Consider the following 17,929-nt stretch of genomic DNA (forward strand, 5'->3'; position numbering starts at 1 on the left):
GCCACCCAGGTCAGCACCAGTAAGACGCCCGAGATGGCGGAGTGCATATGGGTTAGCCCAGTACCGGAAACAGCTTGTGCAGGCCCTCGGCCATCACCTCCACCGCCAGCGCGGCCAGGATCAGGCCCATCAGCCGGGTCATCACATTGATGCCGGTCTTGCCCAGGATGCGGGCGATGGGCTGGGCCAGCGCGAAGCACAGGGCAGTGGCCAGGCCGATCACCACGCCGTAGCCCACCAGGGTCATCAGCTGCCAGAAGGACTTGGCGCGGTCGGCGTAAATCACCACGGTGGACATGCTGGCCGGGCCGGTCAGCAGGGGAATGGCCAGCGGCACCACGGCGATGCTGGAGCCCACGGCGGCGCGCTCGGAGGCGTCCTGTATTTCATCGGCATTCGATTTGGCCTCGGCCGGCTGGGCGTTCAGCATGCTCAGCGAGGAGGTCATCAGCAGCAGGCCGCCGCCCACCTGGAAGCTGGCCAGCGAGATATTGAAAAAGTCCAGGATCTGCAGGCCCAGCAGGGCGCTGATGGCGATCACCACGAACACGCTGAACGACGACACCCAGATGGTGCGCTTGCGCTGCGCGGCCGAGAAGCTCTGCGTGTAGTGGATGAAAAAAGGCACGATGGCCAACGGGTTGACGATCGCCAGCAGGGTGATGAGGGGTTTGGTATCCATGGGCGCCGAGCTTAACGTCCACCCGCCACATCCACCAGTGCCATGGTGGTGTAGCTGGCTTCGGGGCTGAGCAGCCACAGTATGGCCTGGGCCACCTCTTCGGCCGTGCCGCCGCGCTGCATGGGAATGCCGGCGGCCAGATCACGCACCCGGTCGGGCAGACCGCCGCTGGCATGGATCTCGGTGTCGATCACGCCCGGGCGCACGGCGTTGACGCGGATGCCCTCGTCGGCCACTTCCTTGGCCAGGCCTATGGTCATGGTGTCGATGGCGCCCTTGGACGCCGCGTAGTCCACATACTGGCCGGGTGAGCCCAGGCGCGACGCGGCGCTGGACACATTCACGATGGCGCCACCCTGGCCGTAGCCCGGGCCGAAGTTGCGCTCGCCGTGGCGCGTGCCCATGCGCCGCACGGCTTCGCGCGCGCACAAGAAGCTGCCGATCACGTTTACGCCGAACATGCGTTGCAGCCGGGCCGCGTCCATGCTGTCCACGCGGGCGGTGACATCCACCACGCCAGCATTGTTGACCAGGGCGCGTAGCGGCCCCAGCTGCGCATCTACTGTGGCGAACAGCCGCAGTACCTGGGTTTCATCGGAAATATCCGCCTGCACCGCCAGAGCCAGGCCGCCCAGGGCCTGGATGTCGGCCACCAGCTGTTCGGCCGCAGCGGCCTGGTGCGCGTAGTTGATGGCCACTGCATAGCCGCGCTGCGCGGCCAGGCGCGCGGTGGCAGCGCCGATGCCCCGGCCGCCGCCGGTGACCAGCAATACGGGATGAGCAGGGGATGGGGTCATGCCGGGCCTTGTCTGTGGAGATGGAACGATACCAGTACCATGCCGCTCTCGGATAGATCCCTGCCTACTTAGTCCTTTCAGGAGCTGCTTGTATGTCTTCCTCTTTCGTTGATCTCACCGCCGCCGACGGTTTTGTGCTGCCGGCCTATGTGGCTACGCCCAGCGGCGCGCCCAAGGGCGCGGTGCTGGTGCTCCAGGAAATCTTTGGTGTGAACAGCCACATCCGTTCCGTGGCCGATGGCTACGCCGCTGCGGGCTACCTGGTCGTGGCGCCGGCCATGTTCCAGCGTGTCCAGCCCGGGGTGGATATTGGCTACACCCCCGAGGATGTACAGGCCGGCATCGCCCTGAAGGCCGCCGCCGAGGCCCAGGGCGTCACCATCCTGATGCATGACATCCAGGCCGCGTTGGCCTATGCGGCCCGTGCGGGCAAAGTCGGTGCCGTGGGGTACTGCTGGGGCGGCTTGCTCAGCTGGCGTGCGGCCAGCCTGGTGCCGGGGTTGAGCGCGGTGGTCACCTATTACGGCGGTGGCATGACCGGCCCGGCCGAAGTGGCACGCCAGCCCCTGGTGCCGGTGCTGTCGCACTTTGGCGAGCGTGACCATGGCATCAGCCTGGAGTCGGTCAAGGCCTTTGGCCAGGCCCACCCCGGCGTGGATTTGCGCCTGTACCCGGCAGACCACGGCTTCAACTGCGACCAGCGTGGCGCCTTCGATGCCCCGTCGGCCGCCCTGGCGCTGGAGCGTTCGCTGGCATTTTTCGAGCGGCACCTGGCGTGAGTATGTTGCAGCTGCACTACGCATCCAGTACGGCCAGCATGGCGCCGCACATCCTGCTGGAAGAGCTGGGCCTGCCGTTCCAGCTGGTGCCGGTAGACCGTGAACACGGTGGCCACAAATCGCCCGAGTATCTGCGCCTGAACCCGAACGGCTTGATCCCGGTGCTGGTGGAGGGCGACCTGGTGCTGTATGAAGCAGCCGCCATCTGCCTGCACCTGGCGGATTGCCACTCCGCAGCCGGCCTGGCACCGCCCCTGGCCACGCCCGAGCGTGCGCATTTCTACAAATGGCTGGTGTGGCTGACGAACACGCTGCAGGCCAGCTTGATCCTGTACTTCTACCCCGAACGCTGGGCCGACGACGCAGCAGGTGCGGCCAGCGTAAAGGCGCACGCGGAGGCACGCGTTGGCAGTCTGCTGGACCAACTGGAAGCCGAGCTAGCCCGCCATGGCGGCCCCTGGCTGCTGGGCGCACAGTACAGCGCCGTAGACGCCTACGCCCTGATGCTGTGCCGCTGGACCCGCAACTTCGCCCGCCCCGCGCGCAGCCTGCCGCAGCTAGGCCCCTACCTGCAGCGCGTGCTGGCCCGCCCCGCAGTGCAACGCGCCTTTGCAACGGAGAAGATTCCGCAGCCGCTGGTGTAAACACCAGCGGCGCCAATCTCCCCCTTCCAGAGATACCGTGGAACCGGCTCCGCCGGGCCACTGGTATCGCCCCCTGCAAGGGGGGAGGAGGCCACACGCAGTGGGCAAGCCTGGGGGTGTTCAAGTCTTCCAGCGCTCTTCCATAAACGCCAGTAAAGCCTTCAGCGCAGCGCTGTTGTGGCGGCGCTGCGTATAGGCCGCGTACAGCCACAGGTCATTGGACTGGAAGTCTTCCAGCACCGGCTGCAACTCGCCGCTGTCCAGGTATTTTTGGATCAGCATGCGCGGCATGATGACCATCCCTAGGTCTTGCAGTGCCATATGTATCAGCGGCGCGCTGTCTGTGGCGTCCATGCGGCTTTGCACGGGTACGAGGTGTAGCTTGCCGTCCACTATGAAGCGCCACTCCGGCGCTCCTATGAGAGAGTAGGTGAGCGCGTCGTGCTCCGTGAGATCGTCCGGGTGCAGCGGTATGCCGCGTTGTTGCCAGTACGCGGGGCTGGCGCAGACCAGCAGCTCGACGGTGCGTAGTTTGCGCACGATGAGATTGGAGTCGGTAATGCGCCCAACCCGCAGTGCAATGTCTATGGCTTCGTCCACCATATCGATTTGGCGGTTGCTCAGATCCAGGCTGATGTGCACATCGGGGTAGCGGCGGATGAAGTCGGCCAGCAAATCAGGCAGCTCGGTATTGCCCAGACCCACAGGCGCGGTCAGGCGCAGGCGGCCGCTGGGCTGGCGTGAGCGGTGCCTCAACTCGTCGCGGGTCAGATCGACGATTTCCAGCAGCGGTGTGCTGCGTTTGAGCAGCAGGCTGCCAGCGTCGGTCAGGCTGACGGTGCGGGTGGTGCGGTTCAGCAGGCGCGTGCCCAGGCGGGCTTCCAGGGCTGCCACGTATTTGCTGACGTTGGCCTTGGACACATCCAGTGTTTTCGCGGCCATGGAAAAGCTGCCGCGCTGAGCGACTTCGCGGAAGGTGCGTATGAGTTCGAGGGTATCCATTGTTTCCGTTGTCGAAACAGACTTGTTCCATTTCGACCTGTTTAAAGCTGAAACTTCGCGCCTATCTGCTATTCACAGTATGAGCAAGCTTGCAAACCCTAGCTTGCAACACTGTGAGTGTGCTTTGAATGCGATGTAACCCAGGAAGACGGGTGCATGGCGACAAGGTTCCCTCCATTTCATGTTTATGTTTAAAAGGAATCACCATGTCTGCATCTAAATTCGCCGCTTCCGCCCTGATTGCTCTGGCTTCCGTAGCCGCTACCAGCGCAGCATTTGCCGGAAACGACAACAACTACCCCCAAATCAACACCCCCAGCACCTTGAGCCGCGCTGAAGTGCAGGCCCAGCTGGTCCAGGCCCGCAAGGACGGCACGCTGCTGATCGGCAATGACAACAACTACCCCGTGTTGCCGCAAGTTGTCAGCAACAAGACCCGTGCTGACGTGATCGCCGAGTACGTGGCTGCCCGCAATGCCGGTCTGATCCCGGTTGAGCGCAGCTAATTAAAAACAGGCCTGAGGGCGTGCCGTGCTGCCATGCAGTCCTCTGCAAGAGAGGGCGCATGGCGCCAAAGTTCCCTCGCATTACATCCCACTAACAACTCTAAGGAACTACCATGTCTGCTTCTAAATTCGCCGTTTCTGCCCTGATCGCTTTGGCTTCCGTGGCTGCTACCAGTGCTGCATTTGCTGAGAGCTCTGCAGACCGCAACTATCCCGAGACCGCCAGCGTCAGCACCAAGACCCGCGCCGACGTGCAAGCCGAGCTGGCCCAGGCCCGCAAGGACGGCACGCTGCTGATCGGTAACGACAACAACTACCCCGTGATTGCCGAGGCCCCCAGCACCAAGACCCGTGAACAGGTCATGGCCGAGTACGTGGCAGCCCGCAATGCCGGTCAGATCCCTGTAGAACACAGCTAATCCCTGTACCGGGATTGAGCTTCAAGGGCGGTGGCGACACCGCCCTTTTTGCGTTTTGCACCTCGTGCGCGGCCCCGATGGCCCAGATAGCCTTTGTACAGGAGCGGTTCCGCCGCCGTGGGGTGTAGATACAAATGGTCGCTGGCGCAGATAAATACTGCGCTGGCAGCTATAAATCTTGCAGCAAACAGGTACGGGTGGATGCACAGGCCCGCAGTTGCCGCGTAAAACTTGGAAAACCCTCGATTTCCGACGTTTGGGGCGCGAAAAACACGAAGGACACTTGCAATACGCGCTTGCAAGCAACGAAGATAGCGGGCTGACAGCTGGCATGGAGCGCCGATGACTTCCCGTTTCCCCACACAAGACCCATCGCCACCGCATGCAGGCCACACAGCGGGGGATCTGGGCGCGTCCGGGAATGCGGCTTTGGCGCAAACCGCAGCCCCCCAAGACAGCCTGCAAGCCTTGTTGGGCGCAGCCAAGAACAGCGTGCCTGCCCTGCCATGGGCGGCGTACCGTGCGGGGAACACACTGCATCGCATCGGGCAGGGCGACGTGGCCGGGAACTGGCCTGAAACCCTTGCCCAAGAGGCATTCGATGCGTTTTGCCAAGACCAGGGCCTGCACCGGTGGGTCACTGGCCAGGGTGAAAGTGCCTTGGGTTGGCTGCTCGCCCCGCACAGCGAGGCCGGCAATCCGCACTTGGCGGATCTGGCGCGCAAGCTGGGCCTGCGCTTGCAGACCGACGCGCTGGCCCGGGCCCAGGCCAGCCAACGGGTGCTGTTTGAGATCACCTACCTGGCCAGCTCCACCCGCGAGCGGCGGGCTTTCCTGCAAGGTGTGCATCGCCAGCTGTCGACCCTGATCGATGCCGAAAACTTCTACTTGGCGCTGTACGACAGCCAAATCGACAAGGTCACCTATCCGTACTACATCGACAACGCCGATGCCTTTGAAACCGAGGAATACGAGTCCATTGACCGCCAGCGGCTGTCCATGACCCACTATGTGCTGACCACTGGCCAGGCCTTGTTCATCGACGCCACGGACATTGCCGCGGCGCAGGCGCAAGGGCGCTTTTACTGTGTGGGCCACCGCCCGGAATTCTGGATGGGGGTGCCGCTGAAGAACGCCTCGGACGAGGTGTTCGGCATGCTGGCCATGCAGGTGTACGACGTGTCGCGCATCTACAGCGTGGAGGACCGCGAGCTGTTCCTGGTGGTGGCGCGTCACGTGGCGATGGCGCTGGACCGGATCCTGCATCGCGCGCACCTCGAGGAAACCGTGGCCCGGCGCACCCTGGAGCTGTCCACCCTGAACGACGCGCTGCGGCACGAGGTAGCCGATCGCGAACGCGCCGAGCACCTGCAGCGCGCCTTGTTCCAGATCACCGAGTTGGCCAGCCAGCCGGGCGACATGGCCGAGCTGTTCCGCGGCCTGCACGGCATCGTGGGTGAGCTGCTGTTTGCCCGCAATTTCTACATCGCGCTGTTTGACGATGCGACCGCCGAGGTGACCTTTCCGTACTACGTGGACGAATTTATGGATCTGCCGCCCAAGGCCCGGCGGGGCGAGCGGGGTGTGACCGAATACGTCATCCGCCAGCGGCGGCCCTGTCTGATCACCCCCCAGGACATCGTTCGCCTAGAGGACCTGGGGGAGATCGCTGCGCATCGGGGCACCGACATATCCTATTCCTGGCTCGGCATTCCGCTGTTCGATGGTGACACGGTGCGCGGTGTGCTGGCGGTGCAAAGCTATTCGGCCGACATCCATTACTCGTTGCGCGACCAGGAGTTGCTGACCTTTGTGTCCCGGCATATCGACACCGCCTTGTCCCGCCGCAGCGCGGCCGAAGCCATCCACACCGCCAATATGCGGCTGGAAGCGCGGGTGCAGGACCGCACGCGCGAGCTGGACCACGCCAATGCCAAGCTGCAGCACGAAAACGCCCACGACTCGCTGACCGGGCTACCCAACCGCGCGCACCTGCAGCAACGCCTGCACAGCGCCTGGCAGGCCTACTGCGCCCATGGCCAGGAGCTGGTGGTGATGTTCATCGACCTCGACCGCTTCAAGATGGTCAATGACAGCCTGGGCCACCACTGCGGTGACCTGTTGTTGGTCCAGGTCGCGGAGCGCCTGCGCCACTGCATGCGCGACAGCGATCTGCTGGCCCGCCTGGGCGGCGACGAATTCGCGGTGCTGGCTTTTGGCGCATCGCCGGATGTGACGGCGGCCATAGCCGAGCGCATCGTGCAGGCCTTCGACCTGCCGTTCCATGTCGATGGGCACACCGTGTTTTCATCCTGCAGTGTCGGCGTGGTCGGCGCCAACAGCCAGTTCCACCAGGAGCCGGCCGACCTGCTGCGCGACGCCGATACCGCCATGTACCGCGTCAAGAACGCGGGGCGCGACAGCTATGCGCTGTTCAGCCAGGAAGTGCGCCGCGAAGTGTCCGACCAGATGGAGCAGGAGAGCGCACTGCGCAATGCGCTCAAACGCACGGACGAATTGCTGCCGTATTTCCAGCCCATCCTGGATGTGCAGAGCGGCACCATTGTGGCCATGGAGGCCTTGATCCGTTGGCACCAGCCGGGTGGCAATATCGTGGCACCTGGCCAGTTTCTGCCGGCGCTGGAGGGCCTGCGCCTGATTGGTCGGCTGGATTTCTACATGCTGCAAAGCGTGGTGGCGATCCTGGCGCAGCCTGAGCATGCGCACTGGCCGACCGTGCATGTGAACTGCTCCAGCTACAGCATCACCCGCACCGAATTCTCTAGCGAAGTGCTCAGTCTGTTGGCCGAATACGGCGTGGCGCCCTCGCGTATTTGCCTGGAGCTGACCGAAGGCGCCCTGGTGGCCGAGCCCGAGCTGGCGCGCCAGGCCATGAAGCACCTGGCGGACAACGGCGTGTCGGTGGTGCTGGACGATTTCGGTGCCGGTTTTTCGTCGCTGAGCTATGTGCACCAATACCACTTCAGCGGCCTGAAGATCGACAAGTCCTTCATCCTGGAGCTGAGCGCCAGCCCGCGCAGCCGCGCCATCGTGCGGGCCATTGTGCGCATGGCCGAATCGTTGGGCCTGAGCGTCGTCGCCGAGGGGGTGGAAGACGCCGAAACCCTGGCCTTGTTGCGCGACATGGGCGCTGGCCAGGCGCAGGGTTACTACTTCTCCAGGCCGGTGCCCAAGGAGGCGCTGGACCTTAGTCGGCTGGCCGCTGTTTAGCTACGTGACCGGGATGGCTCTTCAACGGCCGGTGCGGGCCAGATAGCGGTTGCGCCAGAACAGCAGCACCATGCCCAGCGCGATGGCCACCATCGCGCCCATGGCCCACCAGAAGCCGCCCTGCCGGTGCAGCAGGGGAATCACCTCGAAGTTCATGCCGAAGATGCCCGCAATCAGGTTCAGCGGCAGGAAGATGGCGGTCAGCACCGTCAAGGTCAGCATGATGTCGTTGGTCCGGTTGCCCTGCACGCTGAAGTGCATCTGCACGGCGGTCTCCACGCTTTGTTCCAGCCTTCGTACATGGTGCACCACCCGTTCAATATGTTCCAGCACGTCGCGGCTACGCACTTGCAGCAGTTCGCGTTCGCGTAGCTCGGCCGTGCCTTGCGCATCCGGCCAGGTCTTTACCGCCTCGATCCAGTCCTGGATGGATGAGCGCTGTTCTTCGCACACATCGTCCAATTGGTGCAGGGTCAGCCGGGCGTCCAGCAGCGCGCTCCAGTTGCTGAACCGGGCCCCGGGCTTGAGCAGCTCGCTTTGCCAGTGGTCCAGTTGGCGCGTCAGTTCGCGGCGCAGGTCCAGGTAGCCATCGACCATGGTGTTGACGATGCGCAGCATCAAATCGGCCGGGCTGGTGGGCACGCGGGCGCCGGTGGCCCGCAATTCGGTGGAGGTGGCGGCCAACAGCTTCTCGGCATAGCTGTCGCGTACCGCGCAATCGCTGGGGTGCACGGTCAGCAGCACTTGGTCGAACACTGCAAAGCCCACCGGGTTGGTGTTGATGCGGCGCAGGATGGGCGGGCCGCCGCGCTTCATCGGCTGGCCTGGCGGTAGGGCGGGCGCGTCCGATCCGGCCTCCTTGGGGCCGGCCGCCAGCCGGCGGAATACCAGCAGGTCGTACTGCGAGGTGTAGTCGTAGTGCGACGGCAGCTGGTTGTTCAGCAAATCGGACACATGCAGATCCACCAGTTGCTGGCCGCAGAGCTGTTGCAGCGTGGACTGCAGCAGTGCTTGCTGGACTTCAAATTCACTCCGCGCACAGGCGATCCAGACGTAGCCGCCCAGCACCGGTGCGCTAGGTAGGGCGGTGTTCTCCACCACACTGGTGCCGACAATTGTGAAGATCCGCATGGTGTTAAATATTTATAAGAAATAGGCCGCTAGCGCTGGTTTTATATGCGCAAGCTGCTATTATTTTAGGAGCTTAAGCGTTCTGTGCCTTGAGCAGGCGGGCGGCGGCAATGGCGCTGTAGGTCAGCACCCCGTCGGCACCGGCGCGCTTGAAGGCCATCAGGCTCTCCAGCACGACCCGGTCGTGGTCCAGCCAGCCGTTTTGCACGGCAGCCTGCAGCATGGCGTATTCACCCGACACCTGGTAGGCGAAGGTGGGCACGCGGAATTCGTCCTTTACCCGGCGCACCACGTCCAGGTAGGGCATGCCGGGCTTGACCATCACCATGTCCGCGCCTTCGGCGATGTCCATGGCCACCTCGCGCAGGGCCTCGTCGGTGTTGGCCGGGTCCATCTGGTAGGTCTTCTTGTCGCTCTTGCCCAGGTTGGCGGCCGAGCCCACCGCGTCGCGGAACGGGCCGTAAAACGCGCTGGCGTATTTGGCGCTGTAGGCCATGATCTGGGTGTGGATGTGGCCCCGCGCCTCCAGCGCCTGGCGGATGGCGCCTATGCGCCCGTCCATCATGTCGCTGGGGGCGACGATGTCCACGCCGGCATCGGCCTGGGCCAGCACCTGCTGCACCAGGGCGGCGATGGTGGCTTCGTTCTGGATATAGCCGTTCTCGTCGGGCAGGCCGTCCTGGCCGTGGCTGGTGTACGGGTCCAGTGCCACGTCGGTCATCACGCCGAGTTCGGGGAAGCGCTTCTTCAGCTCGCGCACCACCCGTGGCACCAGGCCGTCGGGGTTGAAGGCTTCTTCGCCGCCGTAGGTCTTCAGCGACTGGTCCACCACCGGGAACAGCGCCATCACCGGGATTTGCAGCTTCACGCATTCCTCGGCCACCGGCAGCAGCAGGTCCAGGCTCAGGCGCTCGACGCCAGGCATGGAGGCCACGGCTTCGCGGCGGTTCGTGCCCTCGTGGACGAACACCGGGTAGATCAGGTCGTGGGCGGTCAGGGTGTTTTCACGCACCAGGTTGCGGCTAAAGGCTGCGCGGCGCAGGCGGCGCGGCCGGCCGGCGGGGTAAGGGGCGTAGGGGGTGGAGGAGGTCATGGCCAAAATTGTGCCCCATTCGCTGTTTACCGCCGCCATATCCAGATAAGCCCTATTGAACCGCTGGTGCCGCTTTGTTAAATTGTTCCTGGGGCGGCTTGCCGTCCTCCCGCTTTACCTCCCTGAGCGGGGCCCAGCGGTCCATGACCCACGGGCTTAGCACCCCGGCCCCTGGCCGGGGTATTTTTTTGAGCGCTATGCTCTGCCTATGCTCTGGATCAAATCCCTCCACATCGTTTTCATCGCCAGCTGGTTCGCCGGCCTGTTCTACCTGCCACGCATCTTCGTCAACCTGGCGATGGTGCCGCCGGACTCGCTGGCCGAGCGCGAGCGTCTGCTGCTGATGGCGGGCAAGCTGTTGCGCTTCACCACCTTGCTGGCGGTGCCTGCGGTGTTGTTCGGCGCCTGGCTGTGGCTGGGCTATGGCATTGGCTGGGGCCCGGGCAATGGCTGGATGCATGCCAAGCTGACCCTGGTGCTGCTGGTCATCGGCTACCACCACGGATGCGGCGTGCTGTTGCGCAAGATGCGGGCCGGTGCCCCTATGCGTAGCCATACCTGGTACCGCTGGTTCAACGAGCTGCCGGTACTGTTGTTGCTGGCCATCGTGATTCTGGTGGTGGTGAAACCCTTTTAACCTGGAGGGCCTGTCCTGGGATGCACAAGACCTCGGCTTGGCCGCTAGCTTGGTTGTATGTTGGCTTGGTGGTGTATGCCAGCCTGTACCCCTTTGACGGCTGGCGCGACCAGGGCATCACGCCCTGGTTCTTTGTGACCGCCCCGCTGCCCAAATACTGGACCGGGTTTGACGTGGCCATCAACGTTACTGGCTACGCCCCGCTGGGTTTTTTGTGGGCGTTGAGCGGCCTGCGTTCGGGCCGTACCCGGGTGCCGGTGTTGGCGGCCACGCTGGCGGCCTGTTTGTTGTCCCAGGCGATGGAGACGCTGCAAAGTTATCTGCCTATGCGTGTGCCGTCGAATGTGGACTGGGCACTGAACAGCGCCGGCGCGTTGCTGGGGGCTGTAGTGGCGACCCTGCTGGAGCGGCTGGGGGCGATTGACCGCTGGAGCCGCTTCCGCGATCGCTGGTTTGTCAGCGATGCGCGCAATGTACTGGTGCTGCTGGCGCTCTGGCCGGTGGCCCTGCTATTCCCTGCCGCCGTGCCTTTGGGGCTGGGCCAGGTGCTGGAGCGGGTTGAGGCAGGCTTGGCCGAGATGCTGGTGGACACGCCTTTTCTGGACTGGCTGCCGGTGCGTGATGTCGAGCTGCAGCCCCTGGTGCCGGGGGCCGAGCTGCTGTGCGTGCTGTTGGGCGCGTTGATTCCGTGCTTGCTGGGCTATTGCGTGCTGCGCCAGGTACGCCAGCGCCTGGTGTTTGCGCCGTTGATTCTGCTGCTGGGCCTGGCGGCGGCGGCGGTGTCAGCCGGTCTGAGCTATGGCCCCATTCATGCGCTGCAGTGGCTGACCCAGCCGGTGCGCGTGGGTCTGTGGGCCGGCTTGGCGGTGTCCGTGGTCCTGGTCTGGGTGCCGCGCCGGGCCTGTGCGGCGCTGTTGCTGCTGGCCCTGGCGGTACACCTGGGTGTGCTGAACCAGGCGCCGGCCAGCGCCTACTTTGCCCAAACTTTGCAAACCTGGGAGCAGGGCAAGTTCATCCGTTTCAATGGTCTGGTGCAGTGGCTGGGCTGGCTGTGGCCCTACGCGGCGCTGGCCGTGGTGGTGGGCCGCATCGCCCGGCCTGCGGCGGAAAACTAAAATACCGCCATGACTGACACCACCAATCCCGATACACCCGTTGGGTCGTACTACGGGCGCCACATCTTTTTCTGCCTGAACGACCGCACCAATGGCGAAGACAGCTGCGCCCACCACAATGCCCAGGCCGGTTTCGACCGCTGCAAGGCGCTGGTCAAGAAGGCGGGCCTGGCTGGCCCCGGCCAGGTGCGCGTGAACAAGGCCGGTTGCCTGGACCGCTGCGCCGCCGGTCCGGTCGCCGTGGTCTACCCCGAGGCGGTCTGGTATAGCTTCGTGGACGAGAGCGATATCGACGAGATCGTCGAGTCGCACCTCAAGAACGGCAAGGTGGTGGAGCGTTTGGTGACGCCAGCCCACTTGGGCCGTTGATTTAAGCTTTTTAGGCCTCTGGCGCAGGTATTACCTGCGCTGGAAGCTATCAATTTGGTAGTAATTCCGTGAATGCATCGACCCAGCGTTTGAGCCTGAGCGGCGCCGCCGGCACCATAGAAGCCGCGCAGGACGCGCCCGCAGGCGTGTCGCGCGGCATTGCCGTCATCGCCCACCCACACCCGTTGTTTGGCGGCACCATGGACAACAAAGTGGTGCAAACCATTGCGCGGGCGTTCGTGCAGTCCGGCTGGACAGCTGTGCGTTTCAACTTCCGCGGTGTCGGTGCCAGTGCCGGTACGCACGACGAAGGCCGTGGCGAGATGGAAGACCTGTTGGCCGTGGTGGCGCAGACGGCGCCGGCCGGCCAGCTGCTGGCCCTGGCGGGGTTTTCATTCGGCGCCTTCGTCACCACCCACGCGGTGCAGGCGCTGTGGGACAGCCGTCCAGTCGAAAAGCTGGTGCTGGTCGGCACCTCCACCGCGCGGGCACCCGCAGCCACCTTGCCACCTGCCGTGCATGAGCGAACCTTGGTCGTCCATGGTGAGCAGGATGACACCGTCGCCCTGGCTTCCGTCATGGACTGGGCGCGGCCGCAGATACTTCCTGTGACGGTTGTGCCCGCGGGCGGGCATTTTTTTCACGGACAATTGCCGCTGTTGAAAAATCTGGTGCTGCGCCACCTGAAGACATGAAACTTTGCGGCCCTGCCAGGGGTCGCACTTGGGGTTTCCCCTGACCCGGGTGGCTGCTGCGCCGCCCGTCCTGTTGATCTCTCACTCTCTCATTCCCATCCATGAAATACTTCTTGCAGGCTGTTGCTGCACCCTTGTTGGCCTCTGTTTCCCTGCTCGCTGCAGCCCAACCGGTGGCGGGCCCTGAAATCGCTGCCAAGGCCTATATGGTGCTGGACGTCACCGCCAACCAGGTCTTGCTGGAAAAAGACATCGACATGCCGGTCGAGCAGGCCTCGTTGACCAAGCTGATGACTGCTTACCTGGTCTTTGACGCGCTGCGCACCAAGAAGCTCAGCCTGACGCAAACCCTGCCGGTCAGCATCAAGGCCTGGAAGATGCCCGGCTCGCGCATGTTCATCGACCCCAAGATGCAGGTGCCGGTGGAAGACCTGATCAAGGGCATGATCGTCCAGTCGGGTAACGACGCCACCATGGCCCTGGCCGAAGGCGTGGGCGGCACGGAAGAGCATTTTGTGGAGATGATGAACCAGCAGGCCAAGGCCCTGGGCATGAAAGCCACCAGCTACCGCAACCCCGAGGGCCTGACCGAGGCCGGCCACATCACCACCGCGCGCGACTTGAGCATCCTGGCGACCCGCCTGATGCGCGACTTCCCTGAGTACGCGCATTACGACGGAATGAAGAAGTACCACTACCCCGGTACGCCCGTCAGCAATGAAAACAACCGCAACGGCCTGCTGTTCCGTGACCCGACCGTGGACGGCCTGAAGACCGGCCACACCGATGCCGCCGGCTACTGCCTGATTGCCACTGCCAAGCGCGACTTCCCGAACCTTGGTAGCCGCCGCATCTTGACCATCGTCCTGGGTACTGCCAGCGAAAACGCCCGCCTGAACGAATCGCAAAAGCTGCTGAATTGGGGCTACACCGCCTACGAAGGCGTCAAACTGTTTGACGCCAACCAGGCCGTGGTCACGCCGAATGTCTGGAAGGGCAAGGACGCCACCGTCAAGCTGGGCCGTCCCGAAGCCGTGGTGGTGGCCGTGCCCGCCGGCAGCGCCGCCAAGGTGAAAACCGAAATCCAGCGCCCCGATCCCCTGGTGGCGCCTTTCACCAAGGGCCAGGCCGTGGGCTCTTTGAAGGTGGTTTTGGGCGACCAAACCCTGCAAACCGTGCCTTTGCTGGCCTTGGACGGTGTGGAGCAGGCCGGCATTCTGGGCCGGGCCTGGGATTCCATTCGTTTGTGGATCAAGTAATTCTCATAAGTGAGTGCATGCAAACTTGTTAAAACAACAGCAGGTTTGCACTCGCTGATTCAAAAAGCTATACTCGAAGGCTTTTCGGAACTTTCCGAAGGGATTCACGTTTTCTGTTAGTTTTAAACGTTTAGGGACGTTTTCTTTGTCAAGGAGGCTTTAGTGCCAACCATTAACCAGCTAGTACGTCAGGGACGCGAGGTCGAAACGATCAAGTCCAAGAGCCCTGCGATGCAAAATTCTCCGCAGCGCCGTGGCGTTTGCACCCGCGTCTACACCACGACGCCTAAAAAGCCTAACTCCGCTCTGCGTAAGGTTGCCAAAGTGCGCCTGACCAACGGTTTTGAGGTCATCTCCTACATCGGCGGCGAAGGCCACAACCTGCAAGAGCACAGCGTTGTGCTGGTGCGCGGCGGCCGTGTGAAGGATTTGCCCGGTGTGCGTTACCACATCGTGCGCGGTTCGCTCGATTTGCAAGGCGTGAAAGACCGCAAGCAATCGCGTTCCAAGTACGGCGCGAAGAAGCCAAAGGCTAAGTAAGTCCTGGTTTTTCAGAAGTAAAAGGTGTTGTTTCCCGCGTGGCGCGGTGATGCAACGTAGTGACCCGTGTTTTGGGTCGAGTAAGTGAAAACCAAAATGGTTTTTGCGGTGCCCCGAAAAGGCGCCAACTGAAGCAATTAAGAGGTGAAAAATGCCACGTCGTCGCGAAGTCCCTAAACGTGAAATCCTGCCGGATCCCAAGTACGGCAATGTTGAGCTGTCCAAATTCATGAACGTGATCATGGAAGGCGGCAAGAAGGCAATCGCTGAGCGCATTATTTATGGCGCTCTCGATTTCATTGAAAAGAAGAACCCAGGCAAAGATCCGCTGGAAGCCTTCACCTTGGCGATCAACAATGTCAAGCCCATGGTTGAAGTGAAGTCCCGCCGCGTTGGTGGTGCCAACTATCAAGTGCCAGTCGAAGTGCGCCCTGTCCGTCGTTTGGCTCTGTCCATGCGCTGGTTGAAGGAAGCCGCTCGCAAGCGTGGTGAAAAATCCATGTCCCTGCGTTTGGCCAACGAACTGATGGAAGCCACCGAAGGTCGTGGCGGTGCCATGAAGAAGCGTGACGAAGTGCACCGTATGGCTGAAGCCAACAAAGCCTTCTCGCACTTCCGTTTCTAAGCAACCCTTCCATCTCAAGCTTACAAGCCCGCACCACCCTTCGGCGGATGGCGGGCTTGTGGCTTTAACGAAAGAGAACTATGGCTCGCCATACCCCCATTGAGCGCTATCGCAACATTGGTATCTCCGCGCACATCGACGCCGGCAAGACCACCACCACCGAGCGCATTCTGTTTTACACCGGCGTGAACCACAAGATTGGTGAAGTGCACGACGGCGCGGCCACCATGGATTGGATGGAGCAAGAGCAAGAGCGTGGCATCACGATTACCTCGGCGGCCACCACCTGCTTCTGGAAGGGTATGGACACGTCCTTGCCTGAACACCGCATCAACATCATTGACACCCCCGGTCACGTGGACTTCACGATTGAGGTCGAGCGCTCGATGCGCGTGCTGGACGGTGCTTGCATGGTGTACTGCGCTGTGGGCGGCGTGCAGCCCCAGTCCGAAACTGTTTGGCGCCAAGCTAACAAGTACAAAGTGCCACGTCTGGCCTTTGTGAACAAGATGGACCGTACCGGTGCCAACTTCTTCAAGGTTGTGGACCAGATGAAGCTGCGCCTGAAGGCCAGCCCTGTGCCCATGGTGATCCCAATCGGCGCCGAAGAAAACTTCACCGGTGTGGTCGACCTGATCAAGATGAAAGCCATCATCTGGGATGAAGCTTCTCAGGGCATGAAGTTCGAATACCAGGAAATTCCGGCAGAGTTGCTGGCTCAAGCCAAGGAGTGGCGCGAGAAGATGGTCGAAGCGGCTGCTGAAGCATCCGAAGAATTCATGAATAAGTACCTCGAAGAAGGTGACTTGACCGAAGATGAAATCAAGCTGGGCATCCGCACGCGTACCATCGCCAGCGAAATCCAGCCCATGTACTGCGGTACCGCCTTTAAGAACAAGGGCGTGCAGCGTATGTTGGACGCCGTGATCGAATTCATGCCTTCGCCGGTGGACATTCCACCTGTGAGCGGCCTGGACGAAGACGACGCTCCCGTCGTGCGTCAAGCCGACGACAGCGAAAAGTTCTCCGCCTTGGCATTCAAGCTGATGACCGACCCGTTTGTGGGCCAGTTGACCTTCGTGCGCGTCTATTCCGGCGTGCTGCAAAAGGGCGACAGCGTCTTCAACCCGATCCGTGGCAAGAAAGAGCGTATCGGTCGTATCGTGCAAATGCATGCCAACAACCGTGAAGAAGTCAGCGAAATCCGCGCCGGCGACATCGCTGCTTGCGTGGGCTTGAAGGACGTGACAACCGGTGAAACCCTGTGCGATCCAACCGCCGTGGTAACCCTGGAGCGCATGGTGTTCCCTGAGCCTGTGATTACCCAGGCCGTGGAGCCAAAGACCAAGGCCGACCAGGAAAAAATGGGTATTGCCTTGCAACGTCTGGCCCAGGAAGATCCTTCGTTCCGCGTGAAGACCGACGAAGAGTCCGGCCAAACGCTGATCGCTGGTATGGGCGAGTTGCATCTGGAAATTATTGTCGACCGCATGAAGCGTGAATTCGGCGTGGAAGCCAACGTCGGCAAGCCCCAGGTGGCTTACCGCGAAACCATCCGCAAGACGATCGAAGATGCCGAAGGCAAGTTCGTGCGTCAGTCCGGTGGTAAGGGCCAATACGGTCACGTGGTGTTGAAGATTGAACCCAACGAAGCCGGCAAGGGCATTGAGTTCGTCGACGCGATCAAGGGCGGTGTGGTTCCTCGCGAATACATTCCTGCGGTTGAAAAGGGTATCCACGAAGCCGTTACGCAAGGCGTGTTGGCTGGCTATCCTGTGGTGGACGTCAAGGTCACGCTGCACTTCGGTTCGTACCACGATGTGGACTCGAACGAACTCGCGTTCAAGATGGCCGCGATCTTCGGTTTCAAGGAAGGCTGCCGCAAGGCCGGCCCCGTGATTCTGGAGCCGATGATGGCTGTGGAAGTCGAAACTCCTGAAGACTACGCCGGTAGCGTGATGGGCGACTTGTCCAGCCGCCGCGGTATGGTCCAAGGTATGGATGACATGGTTGGTGGCGGCAAGGCCATCAAGGCTGAAGTTCCGCTGTCCGAAATGTTTGGCTACTCCACCACACTGCGTTCGATGTCGCAAGGCCGCGCCACGTACACGATGGAGTTCAAGCACTACAGCGAAGCTCCTCGTAACGTGTCCGAAGCCATTATGGCTTCCCGCGCCAAGTAAGTTGAAGTCAGGCCCGTCGCGTTAAGCGGCTGGGCCTTGAATCCCCTGTCTGCGACAGTGTGCCGCCTTGTTCCCGTGCGAGGCGATCCAGCAACATTGTGCAGACGTTAAACCTCACACGGGAAAAGCTCTTTCTGGAGAATTGAAAAATGGGAAAAGAAAAGTTCACGCGCACCAAGCCCCACGTCAACGTGGGCACGATCGGTCACGTTGACCACGGCA

General features: G+C 62.3%; 18 protein-coding genes. 13 read left to right on the forward strand and 5 right to left on the reverse strand.

Annotation, left to right across the window (positions count from 1 at the left end; genetic code table 11):
- Positions 1 to 52 precede the first annotated feature (52 nt).
- Both AC07R0_RS15985 and AC07R0_RS15990 read right to left on the reverse strand, forming a co-directional pair.
- The gene (locus tag AC07R0_RS15985) at positions 53 to 682 is read right to left on the reverse strand and encodes a MarC family protein (protein WP_495105585.1); all 630 of its coding nucleotides are present in this window, start codon (positions 680 to 682) and stop codon (positions 53 to 55) included.
- 11 nt (positions 683 to 693) lie between these two features.
- Positions 694 to 1,479, reverse strand: a complete 786-nt coding sequence (locus AC07R0_RS15990; protein WP_495105586.1) for an SDR family oxidoreductase — start codon at positions 1,477 to 1,479, stop codon at positions 694 to 696.
- Between the two features lie 92 nt (positions 1,480 to 1,571).
- Here AC07R0_RS15990 and AC07R0_RS15995 point away from each other — a divergent pair, with 92 nt between their 5' ends.
- Complete coding sequence (locus AC07R0_RS15995) at positions 1,572 to 2,258, forward strand: dienelactone hydrolase family protein (RefSeq protein ID WP_495099682.1); 687 nt, start codon at positions 1,572 to 1,574, stop codon at positions 2,256 to 2,258.
- Between the two features lie 2 nt (positions 2,259 to 2,260).
- On the forward strand, positions 2,261 to 2,902 hold the full coding sequence (locus tag AC07R0_RS16000; protein ID WP_495105587.1) for a glutathione S-transferase family protein: 642 nt from the start codon (positions 2,261 to 2,263) through the stop codon (positions 2,900 to 2,902).
- A 120-nt stretch (positions 2,903 to 3,022) separates the two neighbouring features.
- Here AC07R0_RS16000 and AC07R0_RS16005 read toward each other — a convergent pair whose 3' ends face one another.
- Positions 3,023 to 3,904 carry a LysR family transcriptional regulator gene (locus tag AC07R0_RS16005; RefSeq protein WP_495105588.1) on the reverse strand — a complete coding sequence of 294 codons (882 nt, stop codon included), beginning with the start codon at positions 3,902 to 3,904 and terminating at the stop codon, positions 3,023 to 3,025.
- A gap of 206 nt (positions 3,905 to 4,110) precedes the next feature.
- Between AC07R0_RS16005 and AC07R0_RS16010 the strand changes: the two genes are divergently transcribed.
- From AC07R0_RS16010 to AC07R0_RS16020, 3 genes are all read left to right on the forward strand, one after another.
- Positions 4,111 to 4,410, forward strand: a complete 300-nt coding sequence (locus AC07R0_RS16010) for a DUF4148 domain-containing protein (protein ID WP_495099680.1) — start codon at positions 4,111 to 4,113, stop codon at positions 4,408 to 4,410.
- Positions 4,411 to 4,523: 113 nt separating this feature from the next.
- On the forward strand, positions 4,524 to 4,829 hold the full coding sequence (locus AC07R0_RS16015) for a DUF4148 domain-containing protein (RefSeq protein WP_495105589.1): 306 nt from the start codon (positions 4,524 to 4,526) through the stop codon (positions 4,827 to 4,829).
- Positions 4,830 to 5,171: 342 nt separating this feature from the next.
- Complete coding sequence (locus AC07R0_RS16020; RefSeq protein WP_495105590.1) at positions 5,172 to 8,060, forward strand: sensor domain-containing phosphodiesterase; 2,889 nt, start codon at positions 5,172 to 5,174, stop codon at positions 8,058 to 8,060.
- A 21-nt stretch (positions 8,061 to 8,081) separates the two neighbouring features.
- On the opposite strand, the gene AC07R0_RS16025 is transcribed toward AC07R0_RS16020, so the two are convergent.
- Complete coding sequence (locus tag AC07R0_RS16025) at positions 8,082 to 9,191, reverse strand: magnesium transporter CorA family protein (protein WP_495105591.1); 1,110 nt, start codon at positions 9,189 to 9,191, stop codon at positions 8,082 to 8,084.
- 73 nt (positions 9,192 to 9,264) lie between these two features.
- Complete coding sequence (hemB, locus tag AC07R0_RS16030) at positions 9,265 to 10,284, reverse strand: porphobilinogen synthase (RefSeq protein ID WP_495099676.1); 1,020 nt, start codon at positions 10,282 to 10,284, stop codon at positions 9,265 to 9,267.
- 208 nt (positions 10,285 to 10,492) lie between these two features.
- Between hemB and AC07R0_RS16035 the strand changes: the two genes are divergently transcribed.
- From AC07R0_RS16035 to fusA, 8 genes are all read left to right on the forward strand, one after another.
- On the forward strand, positions 10,493 to 10,921 hold the full coding sequence (locus tag AC07R0_RS16035) for a CopD family protein (protein WP_495099675.1): 429 nt from the start codon (positions 10,493 to 10,495) through the stop codon (positions 10,919 to 10,921).
- Between the two features lie 20 nt (positions 10,922 to 10,941).
- Positions 10,942 to 12,036: a VanZ family protein gene (locus AC07R0_RS16040; protein WP_495105592.1), complete on the forward strand. Its 1,095-nt coding sequence runs from the start codon at positions 10,942 to 10,944 to the stop codon at positions 12,034 to 12,036.
- A gap of 9 nt (positions 12,037 to 12,045) precedes the next feature.
- On the forward strand, positions 12,046 to 12,405 hold the full coding sequence (locus AC07R0_RS16045; RefSeq protein WP_495105593.1) for a (2Fe-2S) ferredoxin domain-containing protein: 360 nt from the start codon (positions 12,046 to 12,048) through the stop codon (positions 12,403 to 12,405).
- A gap of 68 nt (positions 12,406 to 12,473) precedes the next feature.
- Positions 12,474 to 13,100 (forward strand): alpha/beta hydrolase, encoded by a 627-nt coding sequence (locus AC07R0_RS16050; RefSeq protein WP_495105594.1) that lies wholly within the window; start codon positions 12,474 to 12,476, stop codon positions 13,098 to 13,100.
- 101 nt (positions 13,101 to 13,201) lie between these two features.
- Positions 13,202 to 14,359, forward strand: coding sequence for a D-alanyl-D-alanine carboxypeptidase family protein (locus tag AC07R0_RS16055; protein ID WP_495105595.1), 1,158 nt, complete (start codon positions 13,202 to 13,204; stop codon positions 14,357 to 14,359).
- Positions 14,360 to 14,521: 162 nt separating this feature from the next.
- Entirely contained in the window at positions 14,522 to 14,899 is a 378-nt protein-coding gene (rpsL, locus tag AC07R0_RS16060; RefSeq protein ID WP_011466063.1) for a 30S ribosomal protein S12, read from the forward strand.
- 151 nt (positions 14,900 to 15,050) lie between these two features.
- Positions 15,051 to 15,524 (forward strand): 30S ribosomal protein S7, encoded by a 474-nt coding sequence (rpsG, locus tag AC07R0_RS16065; RefSeq protein WP_092761972.1) that lies wholly within the window; start codon positions 15,051 to 15,053, stop codon positions 15,522 to 15,524.
- Between the two features lie 80 nt (positions 15,525 to 15,604).
- Positions 15,605 to 17,707 (forward strand): elongation factor G, encoded by a 2,103-nt coding sequence (gene fusA, locus AC07R0_RS16070; protein ID WP_495099670.1) that lies wholly within the window; start codon positions 15,605 to 15,607, stop codon positions 17,705 to 17,707.
- Positions 17,708 to 17,929 lie beyond the last annotated feature (222 nt).

The sequence above is a fragment of the Rhodoferax sp. GW821-FHT07F03 genome, assembly GCF_059418745.1.